21 protein-coding genes are annotated in these 23,066 nt (G+C 67.4%); 19 read left to right on the plus strand and 2 right to left on the minus strand.

The window, feature by feature from the left end; all coding sequences use genetic code 11:
* Position 1: 1 nt before the first annotated feature.
* The 12 genes from K8P10_RS07340 (at position 2) to K8P10_RS07395 (ending at position 13,329) form a co-directional block, all read left to right on the plus strand.
* Positions 2 to 352: an HIT domain-containing protein gene (locus K8P10_RS07340; RefSeq protein WP_224781146.1), complete on the plus strand. Its 351-nt coding sequence runs from the start codon at positions 2 to 4 to the stop codon at positions 350 to 352.
* On the plus strand, positions 342 to 1,331 hold the full coding sequence (locus K8P10_RS07345; protein WP_224781147.1) for a PhoH family protein: 990 nt from the start codon (positions 342 to 344) through the stop codon (positions 1,329 to 1,331). The genes K8P10_RS07340 and K8P10_RS07345 overlap by 11 nt, the downstream gene beginning before the upstream one ends.
* Positions 1,328 to 1,789 (plus strand): rRNA maturation RNase YbeY, encoded by a 462-nt coding sequence (ybeY, locus tag K8P10_RS07350; RefSeq protein WP_224781148.1) that lies wholly within the window; start codon positions 1,328 to 1,330, stop codon positions 1,787 to 1,789. Before K8P10_RS07345 ends, ybeY begins: the two co-directional genes overlap by 4 nt.
* Complete coding sequence (locus K8P10_RS07355; RefSeq protein WP_224781149.1) at positions 1,786 to 3,162, plus strand: hemolysin family protein; 1,377 nt, start codon at positions 1,786 to 1,788, stop codon at positions 3,160 to 3,162. Before ybeY ends, K8P10_RS07355 begins: the two co-directional genes overlap by 4 nt.
* On the plus strand, positions 3,159 to 4,067 hold the full coding sequence (gene era / locus K8P10_RS07360) for a GTPase Era (protein ID WP_224781150.1): 909 nt from the start codon (positions 3,159 to 3,161) through the stop codon (positions 4,065 to 4,067). The genes K8P10_RS07355 and era overlap by 4 nt, the downstream gene beginning before the upstream one ends.
* Before the next feature lie 142 nt (positions 4,068 to 4,209).
* On the plus strand, positions 4,210 to 5,997 hold the full coding sequence (gene leuA / locus K8P10_RS07365; RefSeq protein WP_224781151.1) for a 2-isopropylmalate synthase: 1,788 nt from the start codon (positions 4,210 to 4,212) through the stop codon (positions 5,995 to 5,997).
* Positions 5,994 to 6,626, plus strand: coding sequence for a Holliday junction branch migration protein RuvA (gene ruvA / locus K8P10_RS07370; RefSeq protein ID WP_224781152.1), 633 nt, complete (start codon positions 5,994 to 5,996; stop codon positions 6,624 to 6,626). Before leuA ends, ruvA begins: the two co-directional genes overlap by 4 nt.
* The gene (gene ruvB, locus K8P10_RS07375) at positions 6,623 to 7,621 is read left to right on the plus strand and encodes a Holliday junction branch migration DNA helicase RuvB (protein ID WP_224781153.1); all 999 of its coding nucleotides are present in this window, start codon (positions 6,623 to 6,625) and stop codon (positions 7,619 to 7,621) included. Before ruvA ends, ruvB begins: the two co-directional genes overlap by 4 nt.
* A gap of 56 nt (positions 7,622 to 7,677) precedes the next feature.
* The gene (gene yajC, locus K8P10_RS07380) at positions 7,678 to 8,118 is read left to right on the plus strand and encodes a preprotein translocase subunit YajC (protein ID WP_224781154.1); all 441 of its coding nucleotides are present in this window, start codon (positions 7,678 to 7,680) and stop codon (positions 8,116 to 8,118) included.
* Between the two features lie 48 nt (positions 8,119 to 8,166).
* Entirely contained in the window at positions 8,167 to 9,888 is a 1,722-nt protein-coding gene (secD, locus tag K8P10_RS07385) for a protein translocase subunit SecD (protein WP_224781155.1), read from the plus strand.
* 1 nt (position 9,889) lies between these two features.
* Positions 9,890 to 10,966 carry a protein translocase subunit SecF gene (gene secF / locus K8P10_RS07390; protein ID WP_224781156.1) on the plus strand — a complete coding sequence of 359 codons (1,077 nt, stop codon included), beginning with the start codon at positions 9,890 to 9,892 and terminating at the stop codon, positions 10,964 to 10,966.
* A gap of 86 nt (positions 10,967 to 11,052) precedes the next feature.
* Positions 11,053 to 13,329 (plus strand): bifunctional (p)ppGpp synthetase/guanosine-3',5'-bis(diphosphate) 3'-pyrophosphohydrolase, encoded by a 2,277-nt coding sequence (locus K8P10_RS07395; RefSeq protein WP_224781157.1) that lies wholly within the window; start codon positions 11,053 to 11,055, stop codon positions 13,327 to 13,329.
* Between the two features lie 40 nt (positions 13,330 to 13,369).
* On the opposite strand, the gene K8P10_RS07400 is transcribed toward K8P10_RS07395, so the two are convergent.
* Positions 13,370 to 13,927, minus strand: coding sequence for a hypothetical protein (locus K8P10_RS07400; protein WP_224781158.1), 558 nt, complete (start codon positions 13,925 to 13,927; stop codon positions 13,370 to 13,372).
* Positions 13,928 to 13,990: 63 nt separating this feature from the next.
* The gene (locus tag K8P10_RS07405; protein ID WP_224781234.1) at positions 13,991 to 15,226 is read right to left on the minus strand and encodes a DUF349 domain-containing protein; all 1,236 of its coding nucleotides are present in this window, start codon (positions 15,224 to 15,226) and stop codon (positions 13,991 to 13,993) included.
* A 166-nt stretch (positions 15,227 to 15,392) separates the two neighbouring features.
* On the opposite strand from K8P10_RS07405, the gene K8P10_RS07410 reads away from it, so the two are divergent.
* The 7 genes from K8P10_RS07410 (at position 15,393) to K8P10_RS07440 (ending at position 23,060) form a co-directional block, all read left to right on the plus strand.
* Complete coding sequence (locus tag K8P10_RS07410; RefSeq protein ID WP_224781235.1) at positions 15,393 to 16,703, plus strand: replication-associated recombination protein A; 1,311 nt, start codon at positions 15,393 to 15,395, stop codon at positions 16,701 to 16,703.
* Between the two features lie 208 nt (positions 16,704 to 16,911).
* The gene (gene rpsD, locus K8P10_RS07415) at positions 16,912 to 17,541 is read left to right on the plus strand and encodes a 30S ribosomal protein S4 (RefSeq protein ID WP_224781159.1); all 630 of its coding nucleotides are present in this window, start codon (positions 16,912 to 16,914) and stop codon (positions 17,539 to 17,541) included.
* Between the two features lie 126 nt (positions 17,542 to 17,667).
* Complete coding sequence (locus tag K8P10_RS07420) at positions 17,668 to 17,904, plus strand: hypothetical protein (RefSeq protein ID WP_224781160.1); 237 nt, start codon at positions 17,668 to 17,670, stop codon at positions 17,902 to 17,904.
* 42 nt (positions 17,905 to 17,946) lie between these two features.
* Entirely contained in the window at positions 17,947 to 20,601 is a 2,655-nt protein-coding gene (gene alaS / locus K8P10_RS07425) for an alanine--tRNA ligase (RefSeq protein ID WP_224781161.1), read from the plus strand.
* Between the two features lies 1 nt (position 20,602).
* Positions 20,603 to 21,097: a Holliday junction resolvase RuvX gene (ruvX, locus tag K8P10_RS07430; RefSeq protein WP_224781162.1), complete on the plus strand. Its 495-nt coding sequence runs from the start codon at positions 20,603 to 20,605 to the stop codon at positions 21,095 to 21,097.
* Positions 21,094 to 22,188: an endolytic transglycosylase MltG gene (gene mltG, locus K8P10_RS07435; protein WP_224781163.1), complete on the plus strand. Its 1,095-nt coding sequence runs from the start codon at positions 21,094 to 21,096 to the stop codon at positions 22,186 to 22,188. Before ruvX ends, mltG begins: the two co-directional genes overlap by 4 nt.
* Positions 22,188 to 23,060, plus strand: coding sequence for a shikimate dehydrogenase (locus K8P10_RS07440; protein WP_224781164.1), 873 nt, complete (start codon positions 22,188 to 22,190; stop codon positions 23,058 to 23,060). Before mltG ends, K8P10_RS07440 begins: the two co-directional genes overlap by 1 nt.
* Positions 23,061 to 23,066 lie beyond the last annotated feature (6 nt).

A 23,066-nucleotide genomic window follows, 5' to 3' on the forward strand; every position in this document is an offset into this window, starting at 1 on the left:
CATGGCAGCAGAGACGGTATTCGGCAAGATCGTGTCGGGCGAGATTCCCGTCGAGATCATCGCGGAGACGGAGCGGGTGATCGCGTTCCCCGACCAGTCGCCCCAGGCGCCGGTGCACGTGCTTGTGATCCCGAAGACCACCGAGTACCCCGATGTCGCGGAGCTCGCGGCCGGCGACCCCTCCCTGCTCGCCGAGATGGTCGACGTGGCCAAGCAGGTCGCGGCGCAGCACGGCGACGGCGATTTCCGGCTGCTCTTCAACAACGGTTCCGGCGCAGGTCAAACGGTCTTCCACGTTCACGCACACGTCTTGTGCGGCGGTCTTGAGGAGCGCAGCCTCGTTGGATCCTGAGTTGCAGCGGACCATCTCGCTGACCGGTGTTGATCTCGCCGCCTTCCTCGGAGACCGAGAGCAGCTGATCGGTCAGCTCGAGTCCGAGCACCCAAGCGTCAGCTTCCACGTGCGCGGTGACCTGCTCACGGTGCGCGGTCCCGTCGACGCCGTGCGAGAGGTCGAGCAGGGCGTGGGCGAAATGCTCGAACTGGCGCGACGGAACGGGGCGGTGAGCCGCTCCGACGTGAAGGAGGTGGGGCGCTTGGTTCGAGAGGGCAACGGACCAGGAGCCGCGCAGATGCTGGCCGAGCCGATCCTGACGGTGCGCGGCAGGGCCGTGCGCCCGCAGACTCAGGGGCAGCGGGAGTACGTGCGCGCCATGGACGAGCACACCGTCGTCTTCGGGATCGGGCCGGCAGGTACCGGTAAGACCTATCTCGCGATGGCCAAGGCGGTGCAGTCGCTGCAGCGCCGCGAGGTGTCGAAGATCATTCTGACGCGTCCCGCCGTCGAGGCGGGGGAGCACCTCGGCTACCTCCCCGGCACCCTCGAGGACAAGATCGACCCGTACCTGCGGCCGCTCTTCGACGCGGTCGGCGCGATGATGGAGCCCGACCTCGTTCCGCGCCTGATGGCGAGCGGCACCATCGAGGTCGCACCGCTCGCGTACATGCGCGGGCGCACCCTCAACGAGTCGTTCGTGGTGCTCGACGAGGCCCAGAACACGACTCCCGAGCAGATGAAGATGTTTCTCACCCGGCTCGGGTACGGCTCGAAGATCGTCGTGACCGGAGACCTCACGCAGGTCGACCTGCCGCACAAGTCGAGCGGGCTCAGGCAGGTGAGCCGAATCCTGCGCGGCGTCGACGACATCCACTTCTCCGACCTCACGGCGGACGACATCGTTCGCCACAGCCTCGTGGGTCGCATCGTGGATGCCTACGACGCCCACGATGCCCGCGACACCAGCAGCGACCAACGGAGTGCAAACGTATGACCGTCGAGATCAACAACGAGGCCGGTACGGCCGTCGACGAGGCAAAGCTCCTGCGGCTCGTCGCCTTCGTCCTGGAATCGATGCACGTGCACCCCGACACCGAGCTCGGGGTGATGTTCGTCGACGAAGCGGCGATGGAGCGGCTCCACGTGCAGTGGATGAACGAGCCAGGCGCGACCGATGTGCTCAGCTTCCCTATGGATGAGCTCCGCCCCGGTCGCCCAGACGCCGTGACGCCGGTCGGGATCCTCGGCGACATCGTCGTCTGCCCGCAGGTCGCCGAGCGCCAGGCCGAGGCCGCCGGGCACGACACCGAGCGGGAGATCATGATCCTGCTCACGCACGGCATGCTGCACCTCCTCGGGTTCGACCACGCGACCCCCGACGAGGAGGCCGAGATGTTCGGGCTGCAGCGCGACCTGATCCTGAGCTTCGCCATGCGCGAGCGTTCGCGATGAGCGGGCTCGTCGTCGCCCTGCTGCTCATCGCGGCATTCGCCCTCCTCGCGGTGGGCGCGCTGTTCGCCGCGTCGGATGCCGCGCTGGGGGCGAGGTCGAAGGCCGAGCTGCTCAGCCTCGCCGACGACCAGCACCGCAGCAGCCGTGCCGTCCGGGCCATCGCAGAAGACGAGAGCACGCACCGCAGTGCGCTGAGCTTCGCCCGCGTGTTCGCCGAGACCTTCGCCGCCGTGCTCATCACGCTCGTGGTGGCCTACAGCCTCGAGTACCTCTGGCTCGAGCTCGTCATCGCAACGATCGTCATGACGGGTCTCTCGTTCGTGCTCGTCGGGTCCAGCCCCCGATCAGTCGGCACCCTGTACCCCGACGAGGTCATCAGGTTCTGCGCTCCGGCGATCCACGCGATCCGTGTGCTGCTCGGTCCGCTGACGACGGCGCTCATCCGTTTCGGCAACCGCGTGACCCCCGGAGTGGCGCGGAACGCGCCGATCCGCGATGAGCAGCAGCTGCTCTCGATGGTGGATCAGGCCGCCGAGCAGGAGCTGCTCGAGGACGACGACCGCGACTACATCCACTCCATCGTCGAGTTCGGCGAAACGCGCGTGCGCGAGATCATGGTGCCGCGCATCGACATGATCACGGTGGACGCCGAGCTCACGGTGCGCGAGGCGCTCGAACAGCTCCTCGCTTCGCGGCACTCGCGACTCCCGGTCGTGTCCGACGACTCCGACGACGTCATCGGCGTGGTCCACCTGCGCGATGCCAGCGGCTACGTGCTCCGCAGGCCGGAGGAGGCGGAGGTCTCGGTGGTGACGCGCATCATGAAGCCGGCCATGTTCGTGCCGGAAGTGCAGGTCGCAGACGATCTGCTCAAGCAGATGCAGCTCGAGGCCAACCATCTCGCGCTCGTCGTCGACGAGTACGGCGGGATCTCGGGTCTGGCGACGCTCGAGGACCTCATCGAGGAGCTGCTCGGCGACATCACCGACGAGCACGACCGCGAGGTTCCCGAGGCCGTGGAGCAGCCGGACGGCTCGCAGCTCGTCAGCGCCCGTATGACGGTCGACCGTCTGGGCGAGCTCTTCGGGATCGAATTGGACGATGACGACGTCAACACCGTCGGCGGGCTCGTGTCGAAGTACCTCGGTCGGCTCGCCGAGGTCGGCGACCGCGTCGAGGTGCACGGTATCGCGCTCACCGCCGTCGACACCGAGCGGCGCAGGCAGCGTCTGGTCACCGTTCGCGCGGAGTGGGTGGGCCTGCCGGTCACCGGACCGCTCTCCGGGCTCATCGAAGCCGTCGATCCGCGCTCGTCCTCCTCGGACGAGCGTCAGGCATCCGCGTACCAGCACCACCGAGAGGATCGCCCGTGAGCGACACACCCTACCGCGCCGGATTCGTCACCTTCGTCGGGCGCCCTAACGTCGGCAAGTCGACGCTCACGAACGCGCTCGTCGGCGAGAAGGTCGCCATCACCAGTCCGAAGCCGCAGACCACCAGGCGGGCGATCCGGGGGATCGTGCACCGTCAGGACGGCCAGCTCATCATCGTGGACACGCCAGGTGTCCACCGGCCGCGCACCCTGCTGGGAGAGCGCCTGAACGCCCTCGTGGAGTCGATTCTCGGGGACGTCGATGTGATCGGCTTCTGCGTCCTGGCGAATGAGAAGCTCGGGCCGGGGGACCGGTTCATCAGCGAGCGTCTCGACGACTTCCCTCGCGCGAAGAAGGTCGCGATCCTCACCAAGACGGATCAGGCGAGCCGCACCGAGATCGTGGACCAGCTCGCCCGTATCGGGGCGCTTCGCGAGTGGGACGCCGTCATTCCGATCTCCTCGACGGCTGGGGAGCAGCTCGACGTGCTCTCCGACGTGCTGCTCGATCTCATGCCGGAGTCCCCGCAGCTCTACGAAGACGCCCAGGTGACCGACGAGGGCGAGGACGACCGGATCGCCGAGCTCATCAGGGAGGCAGCCCTCGACGGCGTGCGCGACGAACTGCCCCACTCGCTCGCTGTCACGGTCGACGACCGTGTCGAGCGGGAGGCAGATGGTGACGATCCCGGGCTCCTGGAGCTGTACGCGAGCCTCTACGTCGAGCGTGACAGCCAGAAGGGCATCGTGATCGGCAAGGGCGGATCACGGCTCCGCTCGGTGGGCGAGCGCGCCAGGCACGAGATCGAAGCGCTGCTCGGTCGCCGGGTCTACCTCTCGCTCCGGGTCAAGGTGCTGAAGGAGTGGCAGCGGGATCCGAAGCTGCTCGGGCGTCTCGGCTTCTAGCGGCTCCTGCTATAGTGGCGTCATGCTGTTCGGCTCGCTTCTCCTTAGCCGCCGCGACGAGACCTAAACTTCAGGCCTCCCTCGTCGCGGCGTTCGTGTTGGCTGAATCACTACATTCCGAGAAGCGAGAAGAACGAGTCCCATGAAGAACACGCAGAAGCCCTCAGGTATGCCGATCCATCGGTACCGTCCGTTCCACGAGATCATCGATGTGGATCTGCCCGATCGCACGTGGCCGGATCGGCGCATCGAGCGCGCACCCCGCTGGTGCGCCGTCGACCTGCGCGACGGGAATCAGGCACTCATCGATCCGATGAGCCCCGAGCGGAAACGGATCATGTTCGATCTGCTCGTGAAGATGGGGTACAAGGAGATCGAGGTCGGGTTCCCCTCGGCCAGCCAGACCGACTTCGACTTCGTGCGTCACCTGATCGAGGAAGGGGCGATTCCCGATGACGTCACGATCCAGGTGCTCACCCAGGCGCGCGAGCACCTGATCACCCGCACGTATGAGTCGCTCGTCGGTGCGAAGCAGGCGATCGTCCACCTGTACAACTCCACCAGCATCCTCCAGCGCGAGGTCGTCTTCCGGTCCGACCGCGAGGGCATCAAGCGCATCGCGGTCGAGGGTGCGAAGCTGTGCCGGGCGAGCGAGTCTATCTGCGCCGGCACCGAGGTCTTCTACCAGTACTCACCCGAGTCCTACACGGGCACGGAGCTGGACTACGCGGTAGAGGTCTGCAACGAGGTCCTCGAGATCTTCGAGCCGACGCCCGAGCGCAACGTCATCATCAATCTGCCGGCGACGGTCGAGATGTCGACGCCGAACGTGTACGCCGACTCGATCGAGTGGATGAGCCGGAACCTGGCTCACCGCGAGAACGTGATCCTGTCCCTCCACCCTCACAACGACCGCGGCACGGCCGTCGCGGCGGCCGAGCTGGGCTACCAGGCCGGTGCCGACCGCATCGAGGGCTGCCTGTTCGGCAACGGTGAGCGCACCGGCAACGTCGATCTCATTGCGCTGGGCATCAACCTCTTCACCCAGGGCATCGACCCCCAGATCGACTTCTCGCGACTCGATGAGATCCGGCGGACCGCCGAGTACTGCAACCAGTTGCGCGTGCACGAGCGGAGCCCCTGGGCCGGCGACCTGGTGTACACCGCCTTCTCGGGGTCTCACCAGGACGCCATCAAGAAGGGCTTCGAGAGCATGGCGCAGCGCGCCGAAGCGTCGGGTGTCGCCATCGAGGACACCGAGTGGGCCGTGCCGTACCTGCCCGTCGATCCGAAGGATCTGGGCCGCTCGTACGAGGCCGTCATCCGCGTGAACTCGCAGTCGGGCAAGGGCGGCGTTGCCTACCTGCTGAAGACCGATCACCACTTGGATCTCCCGCGTCGTCTGCAGATCGAGTTCAGCTCGGTCGTGCAGGCATTGACGGACACCGAGGGCGGAGAGGTCTCGAGCGACGAGATCTGGCGGATCTTCCAGGACGAGTATCTGCCTGCGGACTCCGAGGGCGCCGAGCGCTGGGGCCGGTACGAGGTACTGCGCACGGCGACGACGAGCGCAGGCGACGGGGTCACCGAGCTCACCTTCGACTTCCGCGACGGAGCCGAGGAGCGTCAGTCGACCGCGCGGGGCAACGGTCCGGTGGACGCGTTCCTCAATGCGCTGAACGACGCCGGCCATGAGGTCACGCTCCTGGACTACGTCGAGCACGCGATGAGTGCCGGCGGCGACGCCGTCGCAGCAGCATACGTGGACCTCGAGGTCGACGGGCACCGCCTGTGGGGCGTCGGGATCGACCCCGACACGAGCCGCGCCACGCTCAAGGCGATCGTCAGTGCTGTCAACCGAGCCATCCGCGGCGGGACCGCCGCCGACATCGCGGAGCACTCCGACGATTCGGTGCCGCAGCCCGCATGATCGCATCGGTTCAGGGTGAAGTCCTCGCGGTCGGCGGGGGATGGGTCGTCGTCGCAGTCGGCGGTATCGGCCTGCGCGTCGAAGTCCCGGCCGGCGGTCGAGCGCCTCAGGCGCACACCGGCGATCATGTCTCGCTGCACACCTCCCTCATCGTCCGCGAGGACTCCCTGACGCTCTTCGGCTTCGCGACGCCGGCCGAACTCGAGGTTTTCGGCCACCTCATCGCGGTGTCAGGTGTGGGGCCGCGGAGCGCGCTCGGCGTGCTCTCGGCGCTCACGCCGGACGAGATCGCCCGCGCCGTCGCAGCCGAGGACGAGAAGCCGTTCAAGCGCGTCTCGGGAATCGGGCCGAAGACGGCCAAGCTGATCTCCGTGTCGCTCGCGGGCAAGCTCTCCGCGCTTGGATACAGCGAGGAGCCCCCGTCGGCCGGGACGGGCGGTGCGACCCCGAGCGCCTCGGCTGCCGTGCAGCTCGGGCTCACGGGTCTCGGGTACGGCGAAGCCGACGCGGCTCAGGCGGTGCAGGACGCCGTGACCGCTGGCGCGCCCACCGATGAGGCTGGGCTGCTCCGCGCGGCTCTTCGGCTGCTGCAGAGCGACCAGACCACGACCCGCGGGCGTGGCCGATGACGGGCGAGCTCTCGGCGCAGGCGAACTCGGGCGAACTCGGCTTCGAGGGTGCGCTGCGACCTGGCTCCCTTGAGGAGTTCGTCGGTCAGTCTCGGGTGCGGCAGCAGCTTCGCCTCCTCCTCGACGCCGCAACGATGCAGCAGCGGACCCCCGACCACATCCTGCTCGCCGGCCCCCCTGGCCTCGGGAAGACGACGCTCTCGATGATCGTCGCGGCTGAGCTCGAGAAGCCGCTGCACCAGACCTCGGGCCCCGCCATTCAGCACGCCGGCGATCTCGCAGCAGTCCTGTCGGCGCTCACGCCAGGCGAAGTCCTCTTCATCGACGAGATCCACCGCATGGCCAGGAGCGCCGAGGAGATGCTCTATCTCGCGATGGAGGACTTCAAGATCGACATCATGGTCGGCAAGGGGGCCGGAGCGACGTCGATTCCGCTCGAGATCGCACCCTTCACGCTCGTCGGCGCGACGACGCGCGCCGGGCTCCTGCCGAATCCGCTGCGGGACCGCTTCGGATTCACGGCCCATCTCGAGTTCTACTCCGAAGACGAACTGGCGAGCGTCGTGTCCCGTGCCGCTCGGCTGCTCGACTTCGGCATTGCGGACGCCGGAGTGACCGAGATCGCCGGCCGGTCGCGCGGCACACCACGCATCGCGAACCGGCTGCTCCGTCGGGTGCGCGACTACAGTCTCGTGCACGGTGTCGCCGGCGGCACCGAGGCCGTACAGGCCGCACTCGCGCTTTACGACGTGGACGAGCAGGGCCTCGACCGGCTCGACCGCGAGGTGCTCCGCGCCGTTGTCGAGCGCTTCGGCGGCGGCCCCGTCGGGCTCTCCACTCTGGCGGTTTCAGTCGGGGAGGAAGCGGAGACCATCGAGTCGGTCGTCGAGCCGTTCCTGGTCAGGGCCGGGCTGCTCTCGCGCACGCCGCGCGGTCGCACCGTGACCCGGTTGGGGTGGGAGCACACAGGCATCCCCATGCCTCCCGTCAGCTAGACTGGGGTGGTTTGCGCCCGAAGGGCGCTTCCCCCGACCCCATCGAAAGGACCACCGTGGATCCGATTTCACTCGTCATGATCGCCCTCATCGGCGTGCTCATCATCTTCATGTTCCGCAACGGCAAGAAGCGTCGTCAGGCGATGGAGCAGCTGCAGAGCGGCCTGCGCCCGGGTGCAGGCGTCATGCTCCAGTCCGGCATCTTCGGCATCGTGGAGTCGGTGGACGAGGAGAACAATCGGGTGACGATCCTGAGCGGCGACAGCACGCTGGTCGTCCACCGCAACGCGATCGGTCAGATCACCGATCCGGTCGACGCGCCGGTCGTCGAGGAGCCCGTGGTCGCTCCCGATGACGACCCCGAGTTCAGCCCGAAGGTGGTGGAGGAGGAGATCGTCGTCATCGATGAGGATCGCCGCGCCGCCGAATCGGACACCGCAGAGCGTTCCGCAGAAGAGGGCGACGATCGCCCGAACGGCGAAGCGCCGAAAGCGTAGTCCCAGCTCCACTCCTCCTCACCCTCTGTTCCCGGAAAGCGGTTCACCTTGGCGTCATCACCTGCCGTGAAGAAAGCGTGGCGTTCGCTCACCCTGCTCCTCGTCCTCATCGTGGGTCTCGTCGGTGTCATCGCGATCGGCGTGGCCAAGGGTGAGACGGGTTGGGCGCCGAAGCTGGCGCTCGACCTGCAGGGCGGCACGCAGATCCTGCTCGCCCCGAAGCTGACCGACGGTGGCGGCGCCGTGAGCGGCGAGCAGCTCGACCAGGCCGTGAGCATCATCCGCGACCGCGTCGACGCCTCGGGTGTTTCCGAGGCCGAGGTGACCACGCAGGGCAGCCAGAACATCTCGGTGGCCATCCCCGGCCAGGCGGACGAGGAGACGCTGGCCCGCATCTCGGCCTCGGCGAAGCTCGACTTCCGGCCGGTGCTCGCGATGGACGCCGCAGGATCGCTCACTCCTGAGGGCGAGGAGGACGCCGCCGCGGAGGGCGAGCCCGCACCGGCCGAGGATCGCGATCCTGATCCGTTGCCCGAGGGCGCGGGCGACCTCGAATGGATCACCCCTGCGCTGCAGCAGGAGTTCGAGGACTTCACCTGCGACTCCGATGCGGCGCTCAACGCCGGCGAAGCCGCGACCGACCGCCCGCTGGTCACCTGCGACGAGACCAATCAGGTCAAGTACATTCTCGGTCCGGTCGAGCTCGACGGAGACGTCATCACGGACGCCACGGCGCAGGCCGAGACTACGCAGCAGGGCGCGACGACCGGCGGGTGGGCCGTTCAGCTGCGCATGACCGATGCCGGCGGCAAGGCGTTCGGCGAGATCAGTTCACGGATGTTCGGTGCTCAGCCCCCGCAGAACCAGTTCGCGTTCGTGCTCGACGGCCGAGTCGTCTCGGCGCCCACCATGAACGCGCAGATCCTGGACGGTCGCCCGTCGATCTCAGGCGACTTCACGCAGGAGGACGCCGAGGTGCTGGCGGATCAGCTGAAGTTCGGCGCGCTTCCGATCGGGTTCGAGACGCAGAGCCAGGAGGACATCTCGGCGACGCTCGGTTCCAACCAGCTCCAGGCGGGCCTCATCGCCGGCATCATCGGTCTCGCCCTCGTGGTCGTCTATTCGCTGTTCCAGTACCGCGTGCTCGGCACCGTGACCATCATGTCGCTCGGCATCGCCGCTGTGCTGACGTACCTCCTGCTGACCTTCTTCTCCTGGCGGCAGGGGTACCGATTGAGTCTCGCCGGCGTCGCCGGCATTATCGTGGCGATCGGCTTCACGGCTGACTCCTTCATCCTGTACTTCGAACGCGTCCGGGACTCCATACGAGACGGGTTCGCATTGAACTCCGCCGTCGACCAGGGGTGGAAGAAGGCGCTGCGCACCATCCTCGCCTCCGACGCGATCAACATCATGGCCGCGGTCATCCTGTTCATCTTCGCGGTCGCGAACGTGCGAGGTTTCGCGTTCACACTCGGACTGACGACGCTCATCGACATCATCGTGGTGATGGCATTCACGCACCCGCTCATGACGCTGCTCGCGCGGACGAAGTTCTACCGCGAGGGGCACCCGGCATCCGGCCTCGATCCGCGCCGGCTCGGCGCGGTCTACCGTGGCCGCCTGCAGTTCCGCGCGCCCGTCGCGACCGGCGGGCGGGGCAAGAGCAAGAAGAATCTCGGCAGCCGCAAGGAGGCCGAGCGCCGGCAGACAATCGCCGAGCGCAAGGCCGCGGAAGCGGGCGTCGAACCCGCCGGAAAGGAGAGCTGACATGGCACGCTCATTCTCTGAGTGGGGCAATGCGATCTACACCGGCGAGCAGTCGGTGGAGTTCGTGCGCGGGCGCAAGCTCTGGTACGGCATCGCCGTCGTGCTGGTCATCATCTCCATCGTCGGGCCGTTCCTGCGCGGCGGATTCGTCTTCGGCATCGAGTTCACCGGAGGCAGCCAGTTCCAGGTGCACCTCGACTCGTCGGTCGAGAACGATCAGCAGATCGCCGAGGATGCCATTGCTGAGGTCCTGCCGACGAGCACGCCGCGCGTCAGCCACGTGGGCCAGACCGATGTGCGCGTGCAGCTCGAGGATCTGAGCGAGACCGAGAACACCGAGGTCTCCGCAGCACTGCAAGAGGCGTTCGCGGTCGACGAGTCGGATGTCACGTACTCCTTCGTCGGGCCTGCCTGGGGGCAGGACATCACCAAGCAGGCGCTCATCGGTGTCGCGGTGTTCCTGATCTTCGCGGCTCTGGTCATGGCCGTGTACTTCCGGACCTGGAAGATGGCTGCCGCGGCGCTCATCGCGCTGGTGCACGACCTCATCATCACGGCGGGCATCTACGGCATTACCGGTTTCGAGGTCACGCCTGCAGCGCTGATCGGCTTCTTGACGATCATGGGCTACTCGCTCTACGACACGGTGGTGGTCTTCGACAAGATCCGCGAGAACACCTCCCCGGGTGCATTGAATGACACCCGGACCTTCTCGGAGTCGGTAAACCTCGCCGTCAACCAGACCCTGGTCCGCTCCATCAATACCTCGGTCGTCGGCCTGCTGCCCGTCGGCGGCATTCTCTTCATCGGCGGATACTGGCTCGGTGCCGCGACGCTGCGCGACATCTCGCTCGCGCTCTTCATCGGCATCCTCGTCGGAGCCTACTCGACGATCTTCGTGGCGGCTCCCGTCTACGCAGACATGCGCTCCCACGAGCCGGCACTCAAGAAGCGCGATGCCCGCGTGCTCGAGATCCGCGAGCAGAACGCCGCGGACGAGGCGGAAAGGGCAGATGCAACGGCCCAGGCGGGGGCCGCTCCCGGTGGCGCTGAGAGCGAACGGGGTACCGGCGTCTGACCCCGGGCGGTATGGTGATCCCTCCGGATTCGTGATCGACGCAGACGTGGTGTAACGTTCAATCATTCATCTCCAGGGGGTGGCGCATGGCAACGAGTGATGTCGCGGGGACAGGTACGTCCTCGCTCCGCAGACTGGTGCCGCGGATCTTCTCGAGAGCGAGCGCTCCTGGCGCCGTCGAAGAGGTCATCCGGACCGTTCGCGCGGCCCACCCCAAGGCGGACCTTTCGGTCATCGACCGTGCCTACGTCGTCGCCGAGCAGGCTCACCGCGGTCAGAAGCGACGCAGCGGCGAGCCCTACATCACCCACCCGATCGCGGTTGCGCAGATCCTCGCCGAGCTCGGGGTCGCACCGGTCGCGGTCGCAGCCGCGCTTCTCCACGACACCGTCGAGGACACCGAGTACTCGCTCAGCGAGTTGTCCGACGAGTTCGGCGACGAGATCGCCATGCTCGTCGACGGGGTGACGAAGCTCGACAAGGTCAAATACGGCAGCTCGGCCCAGGCCGAGACGGTGCGTAAGATGGTCGTCGCGATGTCGAAGGACATCCGCGTGCTCGTCATCAAGCTGGCCGACCGCCTGCACAACGCCCGCACCTGGGGCTTCGTCTCATCCGACTCCGCGAAGCGGAAGGCGCAGGAGACTCTTGAGATCTATGCGCCGCTGGCGCACCGGCTCGGCATCCAGTCGATCAAGACTGAACTCGAGGATCTCTCGTTCGCGGTGCTGAAGCCGAAGCTGTACGCGGAGATCGAGAATCTGGTCGTCCAACGGAACCCGCAGCGCGACGAGCTCGTCGGCGTCGTCATCGGCTCGATCGAGCAGGATCTCCGCGATGCGCGGATCCGAGGCGAGGTCACGGGGCGGCCGAAGGAGTTCTACTCCATTTACCAGAAGATGATCGTGCGCGGCCGCGACTTCGACGACATCTACGATCTGGTCGGCATTCGCGTCCTGGTCAACTCCATTCGCGACTGCTACGCCGTGCTCGGTGCGGTCCACGCCAGGTGGACTCCGATTCCCGGCCGCTTCAAGGACTACATCGCCTCGCCGAAGTTCAACCTCTACCAGTCGCTGCACACGACCGTCATCGGCCCTGACGGCCGTGCCGTCGAGATTCAGATCCGCACGTTCGAGATGCACCAGCGCGCCGAGTACGGAGTCGCAGCGCACTGGAAGTACAAGCAGCAGAGCACGCAGAAGCAGGCGGGCGCGCAGGCCGCGACGGCACCGTCCTCTGACATGGCGTGGCTCGCCCACATCTCCGACTGGCAGGCCGAGACCGAGGATCCTGGCGAGTTCCTCGATGCGCTCCGATTCGAGATCGGCGCAAAGGAGGTCTACGTCTTCACGCCGAAGGGCCGCGTGATCGGGCTGCCCGAGGGCGGTACGACCGTCGACTTCGCCTACGCCGTCCACACCGAGGTCGGCCACCACACCATGGGCGCCAGGGTGAACGGGCGACTCGTGCCGCTCGAGACGCCGCTCCAGAACGGCGACGTCGTCGAGGTCTTCACCTCCAAGGACCCTGAGGCCGGGCCGAATCAGGACTGGCTCCGCTTCGTCAAGAGCAAGCGCGCGCAGAACAAGATCAGGCAGTGGTTCACGAAGGAGCGGCGCGACGAAGCGATCGAGCGCGGCAAGGACGAGATGACGCGTGCCCTGCGGAAGCAGGGGTTGCCGCTCCGCCAATCGCTCAACTCCGAGTCGCTCCAGCAGGTCGCACTGCAACTGCACTACACCGACGTGACTGCGCTCTACGCCGGTATCGGTGAGGGGCACGTCTCCGCCCAGTCGGTCATCGAGAAGGTGGGGGCGCTCGTCGCCGAGGATCAGGCGTCGACCGAGCCAGCCGTCACGGCGCAGCAGCCGGATCGCATCTCGCGTCCGACCGAACCGAAGATCGACTCGAACAGCGGTGTGGTCGTGAAGGGCGCCTCCGACGTTCTGGTGAAGCTCGCGAAGTGCTGCACGCCCGTGCCCGGCGATGAGATCCGCGGGTTCATCACGAAGGGTCAGGGGATCTCGGTGCACCGCACCGATTGCCAGAACTTCATCGCGCTCGAGTCGCAGCCGGATCGCATCGTCGAGGTGGAGTGGGCGCCGACCTCCAAGAGCGTCTTCCTCGTGCAGATCCAGGTCGAGGCGCTCGACCGCTCCGGACTGCTGCTGGACGTGACGCGCGTGCTGAGCGAGCACCACGTGAACATCCTGTCGGCGTCGGTGCAGACGTCCCGGTCGCGGCTGGCGATCAGCCGCTTCATCTTCGAGATGGCGAATTCGACCCACCTCGATCGCGTGCTGAACGCCGTGCGGCGCATCGAGGGCGTCTACGACGTCTACCGGACGCACTCGAACTGAGCGCCTGCCGAAGCCGGCGTCCTCGTCGTAGCGCGAGTGGTCAGAGCCGTGCGAGACGTTCCGCGATCCGTCTGAGGCTCGTCGACCGACCTGAACGGAGTTCGTGATCCGGGATCGTCCGCACGCCCCCTGGAATTCCGGCCGCGAGGACCCTGCAGGCGATGAGCGACGGGAGCGGAAACTCGGGTTCGCCGTCGGTCGCTGCGTCGTGGATGAGATCGATGAGCGTTCGTCGCGGAGTGGTCACCGCGATCGCACCGAATCGTACCCGGTCGCGCTCGGGGCACGGCCGGTGGGTCAGGGTCAGTCCCGCGTCACGCGTCGGTTCGCGCCGACGTCGATCCGGTACCGTGGCGTACAGTGCGGGGCCGGTACGACGTGCAGCGCCCCAGACCCACGCGGCGGTGAGGTGCGACGCGATGCGGCCATGTGTGAGACGGCCGGAGAGTGCATGCGCCCGCACGCGAGGCGAGTCGGGCCACCCCACCGGCCGTACTCCCGGGCCGCACCGTACGAGGTCGCCGCGCATGAGGGCGGCGTGCACGATGGTCGGCGGCAAACGATCGAGGGCGGGCGGGTCAGGCAGCGGGAGAGTCACGCTTCCAGCATGGACTCTCGATCGTCGGCACCGCAGGTCGTGCTGCCGACCTGTGGAGAAGCGTCAGTCGCCGATGGCAGCGAGCCAGCTGCGCTGCGTCTCGAGTGCGCGCTCGGCATCCTCGAGTGCGCGGCGGTCGCCCGATGCGCGCGCGGCGTTCACCTGCGCTTCGAGCTCGGCGATCGACGATTCGAGCTGGCCTCGCAGTCCCTCGCTGCGCGCCTTGGTCTCCGGGTTGGTGCGGCGCCAGTGCTCCTCCTCGAGACCCTTGACGTGGTCCTCGATCCGGCGAAGTCTGCCCTCGATGTCGCGGAGGGCCTCGCGGGGAACGCGTCCGATCTCGTCCCAGCGACGCTGCACGTCGGCCAGGCGCTTCCTCGCGGCGGCGTGGTCGTTCTCCTGCAGCAGCGGCTGCGCCTCGTCGAGGAGAGTCTGCTTGGCTGCGAGATTGGCGACCTGCTCTTCGTCGACCTGTGCGTCGATCGACTTCTTCGCGTCGAACAGGACGTCCCCGGCAGCCTTGAAGCGCGCCCAGAGCTGGTCGTCCAGCTTCCGGCTCGCGCGGCCGGCCGCCTTCCAGTCGTCGAGCAGATCGCGGTAGGCGGGAATCCCGTCGGCCCCCTTCGGCGCGAGCGCTTCGGCAGCGGCGATGATGCGCTCCTTGCGCTGCTTGACGTCGCGGTTGTTCGCGTCCATCTGCGCGAAGTGGGCGCGACGCGCGGAATCGAACGACTGTCGGGCGGCACGGAAGCGCTTCCAGAGCGCATCGGCCTGCGACTTCGGAATCTGCGGGCCGCCCTTCTGGGCCTGCTGCCAGTCGGTGAACAGCTGCTCGAAGGCCTGCCCGGTGTCCTTCCAGCGGATGGACGACTCGGGCTGCGCTGCGAGTCGTTCGGCTTCGATCACGATGGCCTCGCGCTGCGCGGCGGCCTCCTGCTTCGCTGCTTCGCGCTCGGCGCGCTGCTTCTCGGTGAGCTCTTCGGCTCGGCCGGAGAGCTTCGCGACCCGATCCCGAAGCGACGCGAGATCGCCGACGGCAGCCGGCTCGATGAGCTGGGCCTGCAGCTTGGCGACGGTGTCGCTCACATCGGCTGGCGCAGTGCCACGGGAGATGCGCTGCTCGAGCAGGGTCACCTGGCCCTCGAGGTCGGCGTACTTGCGGGTGAAGTAGGCGAGCGCCTCCTCGGGAGTGCCATCGGGGAACTCTCCGACGGCGCGCTCGGTCTCGCCCTCGCGAACGTACACCGTGCGGTTCTCGTCCACTCGGCCCCAGGGCGTCTCATTCGTCGCTTCGCTCACCGTGCTGCTCACCTGTCGTCTCGGGAGTCGGCGGACGCCGACCGGGCAATGACCATTCCCACTATGCCACACAGGAGGGTTTCTGGTCGGTGTCCGAGGCGGTCGATAGCATGGCGGCGTGGCTCATTCTCGACCCCTCGTGCACACGGCACCGCTCGCGGTGCGCATGCGCCCGCGCGCGCTCGACGAGGTGGTGGGGCAGCAGCATCTGTTGCGATCGGGTTCTCCGCTGCGCACGCTGGCGTCTTCGGAAGGCGGCGGTGGTGGTGCGGTATCGATCATCCTGTGGGGGCCTCCCGGCACCGGGAAGACGACGCTGGCGCAGGCGATCGCCCACTCCAGCGGACGCAAGTTCGTGGAGCTCTCCGCGGTCACGGCCGGTATCAAAGACGTCCGTACCGTCATGGAGCGGGCCCTGAACGACCGCGATCTCTTCGATACCTCGACGGTGCTGTTCCTCGATGAGATCCACCGCTTCACGAAGGCCCAGCAAGACGCACTGCTCCCCGGCGTGGAGAACGGCTGGGTCACGCTCGTCGCGGCGACGACCGAGAACCCGTCGTTTTCCGTCATCAGTCCGCTCCTGTCCCGATCCCTGCTCCTCACGCTCGAACCGCTCGATGACGAAGATCTCCGTCGACTGGTGGAGCGCGCCGTGAGTGAGCCGCGCGGGCTCGACGGAGCGGTCCACCTCACCGAGGAGGCGTTGACCGCGATCGTGCGGCTCGCCTCGGGTGACGCCAGGCGGGCCCTCACGGCACTTGAAGCCGCGGCTGCTTCGGCCCTCGGGGCCGCGGCAGAAGCGGATGACCCGGACGACGCGGAGCCCGATGCGCCGGACGTCGTCGAGGTGACGGCCGAGATCGTCGCGGAGTCGGTCGATCGGGCGCTGCTCCGCTACGACCGCAACGGCGATCAGCACTACGACGTGATCAGCGCCTTCATCAAATCCATGCGCGGGTCGGACCCCGATGCCGCACTGCACTACTTGGCCCGCATGATCGAGGCGGGGGAGGACCCCCGGTTCATCGGCCGGCGCCTGATCGTGCACGCCGCCGAAGACGTCGGCATGGCCGACCCGCAGGCGCTGGAGGTCGCCGTCGCAGCCGCGCAGGCCGCACAGCTCATCGGCCTGCCGGAAGCCCGTATTCCACTCGCCGAGGCGACGATCTACATCGCGACCGCGCCGAAGTCGAACGCCACCATCACCGCTATCGACGCCGCGATCGCCGACGTGAAGGCCGGCAAGTTCGGCCAGGTACCGAAGCACTTGCGCGACGCTCACTATCCCGGAGCGAAACGACTCGGGCATGGGAAGGGGTACCGATACCCGCACAGCGATCCGCGCGGCGTCGTCGGGCAGCAGTACCTCCCGGACGAGCTGGCCGACCGTGTCTACTACCAGCCGGCAGCGCACGGACATGAACGCGATCTCGCGGAGCGCCTGGAGAAGATCCGGCGGATCACGCGTCTCTGATAGACTGTTCGCTGGCCAACATCACCTCCGCCGCTGGCTGCAGTCGGAGGAACGGTGGCAGGGTCCCAGTAGCCGGGTTTCTGCAATGGTCGTTCCCTCACCGAAGACGGTTTGCTGCGTCGCGTGCATTGCGCGGACGAACGCGTGAATGCGGGCGCAGCGTGGCCGAGAGAACAAGAAATACGTACAGAAACCCGAAAGGAATCACGTGTCGACTACGTCGCGTACCCGTTCACAGACCCGCCGCTCGCGCGCGCTGGGCATTGCCCTCACCCCGAAGGCCGCTCGCTACATGGAGAAGCGTCCCTACGCTCCCGGTCAGCACGGTCGCACCAAGCGCAAGAGCGACAGCGACTTCGCCGTCCGGCTGCGTGAGAAGCAGCGTCTGCGGGCGCAGTACGGCATTCGTGAGAAGCAGCTCACGATCGCCTTCGCCGAGGCCCGTCGTCAGGACGGCCTGACCGGTGAGAACCTCGTCGAGCTGCTCGAGATGCGTCTCGACGCGCTCGTGCTCCGTGCCGGCTTCGCTCGCACGACCGCACAGGCTCGTCAGATGGTCACCCACCGTCACATCCTCGTCGACGGCAAGATCGTCGATCGCCCCTCCTTCCGCGTGAAGCCGGGTCAGCTCATCCACGTCAAGGAGCGCTCCGAGTCGATGGAGCCGTTCCAGGTGGCTGCCGCAGGCGGACACGCCGAGGTGCTCCCGAACGTTCCCGGTTACCTCGAGGTCGAACTCGACAAGCTCCAGGCGCGCCTCGTGCGCCGCCCGAAGCGCTCCGAGGTTCCGGTGACCTGCGAAGTGCAGCTGGTCGTCGAGTACTACTCGGGCCGCTAAGGTCTGTTCTGCAAGAGGGGGTGCCGCGAGGCGCCCCCTCTTGTCATAGGCGGACGCTACACTGATGCCTATGTTTTCCCTGCTCCGCATCGGGGCCGGGTCGGCACTCGTTGGAAGGAATTTCGTATGGGCAAGCTGTTCTGGCTGATCGTGGGAGTCGGCCTCGGATTCGTCGGAGCGCACTTCGTCAATCAGACGCCCGAAGGTCGTCGATTCTTCGATCGCGTGAGTCAGGGAGCCCGAGAGATTTCGGACGCCGTCTCCGCCGGCTACCACGGTGTGGAGGCCGAGGCGAAGGACGTCCTCGACAACGTCGAGCATACGCTCGCCGAGGCCGACGCCGACGCGCGCCCGAACGAGTGACCCCACACCTTCCTCACCTCTTCTCCCCGAAGGACTTCATTCATGCAGACCGCTGAGATCCGTCGCCGCTGGCTCGACTACTTCGAACGCAACGGGCACACCGTCGTTCCGTCGGCATCACTCGTGAGCGACGATCCGAGCCTCATGTTCACGGTCGCGGGCATGGTCCCGTTCGTGCCCTACCTCTCCGGCCTGGTGCCCGCCCCGTACGCGCGCGCGACGAGCGTGCAGAAGTGCATCCGCACCAACGACATCGAAGAGGTCGGCAAGACGCCGCGTCACGGCACGTTCTTCCAGATGTGCGGCAACTTCTCCTTCGGCGACTACTTCAAGGAGGGGGCCATCCGCTTCGCGTGGGAGCTCCTGACCTCGTCCGAGGCCGATGGCGGCCTCGAGTTCGCGCCGGAGGACCTCTGGGTGACGGTCTACGAGGAGGACGACGAGGCGCGCGCCATCTGGCGCGACATCATCGGCCTCCCCGACGAGCGGATTCAGGGTCTCGGCAAGGACACCAACTACTGGTCGACGGGACAGCCAGGGCCTGCAGGTCCGTGCTCCGAGATCTTCTTCGATCGCGGTCCCGCCTACGGCATCGACGGCGGGCCGGCGACGGACGACGACCGCTATGTCGAGATCTGGAACCTCGTGTTCATGCAGTACGAGATCACCGACGTGAAGTCGAAGACCGACTTTACGATCGTGGGCGAACTGCCGAAGCAGAACATCGATACCGGTATGGGCCTCGAGCGCGTCGCCTTCCTCAAGCAGGGCGTCGACAACATGTACGAGATCGACCAGGTCAGGCCGGTGCTGGATCGCGCGGCCGAGCTCGCCGGCAAGACGTACGGCGCGAACCACGACGACGACGTGCGTCTCCGCGTGGTCGCCGATCACGTGCGGTCGGGTCTGATGCTCATCTCCGACGGCGTGACGCCGTCGAACGAGGGTCGCGGATACATCCTGCGCCGCTTGCTGCGACGGGTCATCCTCTCGATGCGCCTGCTCGGCGTCGAGGGTGCGACGTTCCCCGAGCTCTTCCCGGTCTCCCGCGACGCCATGCGCGACGGGTACCCCGACGTCGAGCAGAACTTCGAGTTCATCTCGCGCGCCGCGTACGCCGAGGAGCGTACCTTCCTGCGCACCCTGCACTCCGGCATCGAGATCCTCGACGAGGCCGTCAGCCGCGCGCAGCACGATCGGACCGAACTCGCCGGCGACACGGCGTTCCTGCTGCACGACACTCACGGATTCCCGATCGAGCTCACGCTCGAGATCGCGGAGGAGGCCGGAGTGACGGTGGACGAGCGAGTCTTCTCGTCCCTCATGCAGGAGCAGCGCGACCGCGCGAAGGCCGACGCGAAGGCCAAGAAGGGTCAGCGCGCCGACCTCTCCGTCTACAAGGAGCTGCGCGGACTCGGGGAGACCCTGTTCACGGGCTACACCGAGCTGCAGCACGAGAGCCGCGTGCTCGGACTCGTCGTCGACGGCGCGTCCGCACGCGAGGCGCACGAAGGCGACATCGCCGAGGTCGTCCTCGCCGAGACCTCGCTCTTCGCGGAGTCCGGTGGCCAAGACTCGGACCAGGGCCTCATCGTGGGCGACGGGTTCGAAGCCGAGGTGCTCGACGTGCAGAAGCCCGTGCCAGGCCTCATCGTGCACACCGTCAAGGTCACCGTCGGCACCATCGGTCTCGATGCGCGCGCCGAGACCCGCGTCGACGCCGACTACCGTCGCGGAGCGACGCAGGCGCACTCGGGTACGCACATCGTCCATGCTGCGCTGCGCGATGTCCTCGGTCCGAACGCGCACCAGTCCGGCTCGTACAACAAGGCGGGGTACCTGCGACTGGACTTCACCCACTCAGAGGCGCTGTCACCTGAGACGAAGAGCGAGATCGAGGAGATCTCGAACCTCGCGATCCGGTCCGACTACGACGTCGTGACCCGTGAGATGGGTCTCGACGAGGCGAAGGCGCTCGGCGCCATGGCGCTGTTCGGCGAGAAGTACGGCGATCGCGTACGCGTCGTTGACATCGGGGGTCCCTGGTCTCGTGAGCTCTGCGGCGGCACCCACGTGTCGAGTTCGGCCGAGATCGGCATGATCAACCTCGTATCGGAAAGCTCCGTCGGCTCCACGAACCGACGCGTCGAATCCCTCGTCGGCCTCGAAGCGTTCCGCAACTTCGCTGCCGAGCGGGCGATCGTCCAGCAGCTCACGAGCGGGCTCAGGGTGCCCAGGCTCGAGGTCGTCTCGAAGGTGCAGGATCTGACGGCGCAGCTCAAGGCCGCCGAGAAGAAGATCGCGACATTCGAGGCTCAGCAGCTGGCGCAGCGGGTACCTGAACTGATCGCAGGTGCTGAGCGCATCGGCGACGTGCGAGCCGTCATCACCTCGCTCGGAACCGTCGGGTCCTCTGACGAAGTGCGCAGCCTCGCGCTGCAACTGCGCGAGCAGTTCGGCGGCGAGGCCGGAGTCGTGGCCTTGGCCGGAGACGCGGGCGGCAAGCCCGTCGTCATCACTGCGACCACCGCAGCTGCGCGGGAGACCGGCGTCAAGGCTGGCGATCTCGCGAAGCTCGGCGCCGGAGTCCTCGGCGGTGGAGGCGGCGGAAAGCCCGACCTCGCCCAGGGCGGCGGCACCGATCCAGCGCGCATCGATCCGGCCCTTGCCGAGATCCGCCGCAGCCTGCAGGGATAGCGTGCGGCCAGGAACACGCCTCGGGGTCGACGTCGGCAAGGCGCGTGTCGGCGTCGCCCGCAGCGACCCGCACGCCATGCTCGCGACACCGGTCGAGACGGTCGCGCGCGATGCGAGCGGAAGCGCCGATATCGCGCGGATCCTCGAGATCGCCGATGAAGCAGGAGCCGTCGAGATCGTCGTCGGCCTCCCGCTGAACCTGCGGGGCGAGTACACGCCGTCCACCGAAGATGCCGAGGCGTTCGGCGACCGCTTGGCCGCGGCGCTTCGCGATCTCGGCGTTCCCGTGAGATTCGTGGACGAACGCCTGTCCACCGTCTCGGCGCAGGGGCAACTCCGGCAGGCCGGACGCAAGACGAAGCAGAGCCGTGCCGTGATCGACCAGGCCGCGGCCGTCGTGATCCTGCAGCACGCCATCGACACCGAACGCTCGCGCGGCAACGCGCCTGGGCGCCTGGCCGAAGCCGGCGCGCCCGAGATTGGAGACGAACGATGAATCGACGTGCCCAACGAGACCCTCGTCAGACCCGCAAACGGCTCCTCATTTCGCTCGGCGTCGCCGTGGTACTGCTCGGCGGGCTCGCCGCGGCTGGCGGGTACCTCTGGTCGCACTACGGGTCGCAGATCTCGCTCGCGCTCGGATGGACCAGCAACGACTACGAGGGGGAGGGCAGCGGCGAGGTCATCGTCGTGATCCAGGAGGGCGAGATCGGCCAGGACATCGCGGCGACGCTCGAAGAGCACGATGTCGTGAAGACCTCCGACGCCTTCTATTCGCTGCTCCTCGAGCGTCCGAACGTCGAGTTCCAGCCGGGCGCCTACCAGGTGCGTGAGCAGATGAGCTCGGCCTCCGCGCTCGAAGCGCTGCAGAACCCCGATAACCGTGTCCCGCTCACCGTCACGATCCCCGAGGGCTTCACGGTCGAGCAGACGCTCGAGCGCATTTCCGAATCCATCGACATGCCGCTCGAGGACCTGCAGGCCGCGGCCGAGAATCCGGCGGAGTTCGGTGTGCCGAGTGGCGTCGACACGCTCGAGGGCTGGTTGTTCCCCGCGACCTATGAGTTCGAGATCGACACGACGCCGACCGAGGCGATCCAGCGGCTCGTGGATGAGCAGCGCGCAGTGCTCGACAGTCTCGACGTCGCCGAGGACGATCGTGAGCGCGTCCTGACGATCGCCGCCATGGTGCAGAAGGAGAGCGGCATCGCCGACGACTTCGGCAAGGTCTCCCGCGTGATCCAGAACCGTCTCGATGACGGCATGCGCCTCCAGATGGACTCCACCGCGCAGTACGGCATGGGAGAGCACAGCGACGGCAGCGTCTGGTCCACCGACGAGGCTCTGAAGGACGACAACCCCTGGAACACCTACGTTCACACCGGTCTGCCGAAGGGGCCGATCTCGAACCCCGGTCGCGCGGCGATCGAGGCGGCGCTCCAGCCGACCCAGGGGGACTGGCTCTACTTCGTCGTGTCGCCGGGCGGCACGGGAGCGTCGACGTTCTCGGTCACGGCTTCCGAGCACGAGCAGGCCGTCTCCGAGTACCGGGAGTGGTGTGAGACCACGCCGGACAGCGGGTGCTGATGGACGGGACACCGCGCGGCGTGCGGGCTGCGGTGCTCGGCTGGCCGATTGCGCACTCGCGATCCCCGCTGATCCACACGGCTGCGTACCGGGCGCTCGCGCTGCCCTGGGACTATCGAGCGATCCGGATCGGTGAATCCGGACTCCGTGCGTTTCTCGAGGGACGCGACGCGAGCTGGATCGGATTCTCGCTGACGATGCCATTGAAGGAGGAGGCGCACCGCGTCGCGGCATCGCTCGACCCCGTCGCGATGGAGAGCGGGGTCGTGAACACGCTGCTCCGGACGGGCGAGGACGCCGGCACCCCTGCCTGGGCGGGCTTCAACACCGACGTGGCGGGTCTCGCGCACGCCATCGATCGCGCCGGGCTCGATGCGCGGCGTACGATCGTGCTCGGCGCCGGGGCCACAGCGGTCTCCGGAGTGCTCGCCGCCCGGCGGCTCGGTGCCGAATCGGTGTGCGTGCTCGCGCGTCGGGCGGAGGCGGCCCACGATCTCGCGCGACGGTTCGACTCAGCGGGGGCGGCTTCCGCGCTCACCGCGCACGGATACGGGCTCGACAGTGTGCAGGCGGCATCAGCCGTGCACGACGCGACGCTCGTCATCTCGACGCTTCCGGGCCCCGCAGGGGAAGCCCTCGAACTCCCCTCTGGCATGACGAACGTACCGCTGTACGACGTCGCATACGATCCCTGGCCCTCGCCGCTTGCGCAGCGGTGGGATGCGGCGGGCGGAACAGCCCACGCCGGGCTCGACATGCTCGTCGAACAGGCCGTCGTGCAGGTGCGCATCTTCACGTCGGGGGATCCGGAACTCCCGCTGCCGGACGAGGAGCGCGTGCGCGCGGAAATGGCGGCCGCCGCGGTGTCATAGGATGGT

Source organism: Leucobacter sp. Psy1 (assembly GCF_020096995.1).
Classification (GTDB): Bacteria; Actinomycetota; Actinomycetes; order Actinomycetales; family Microbacteriaceae; genus Leucobacter.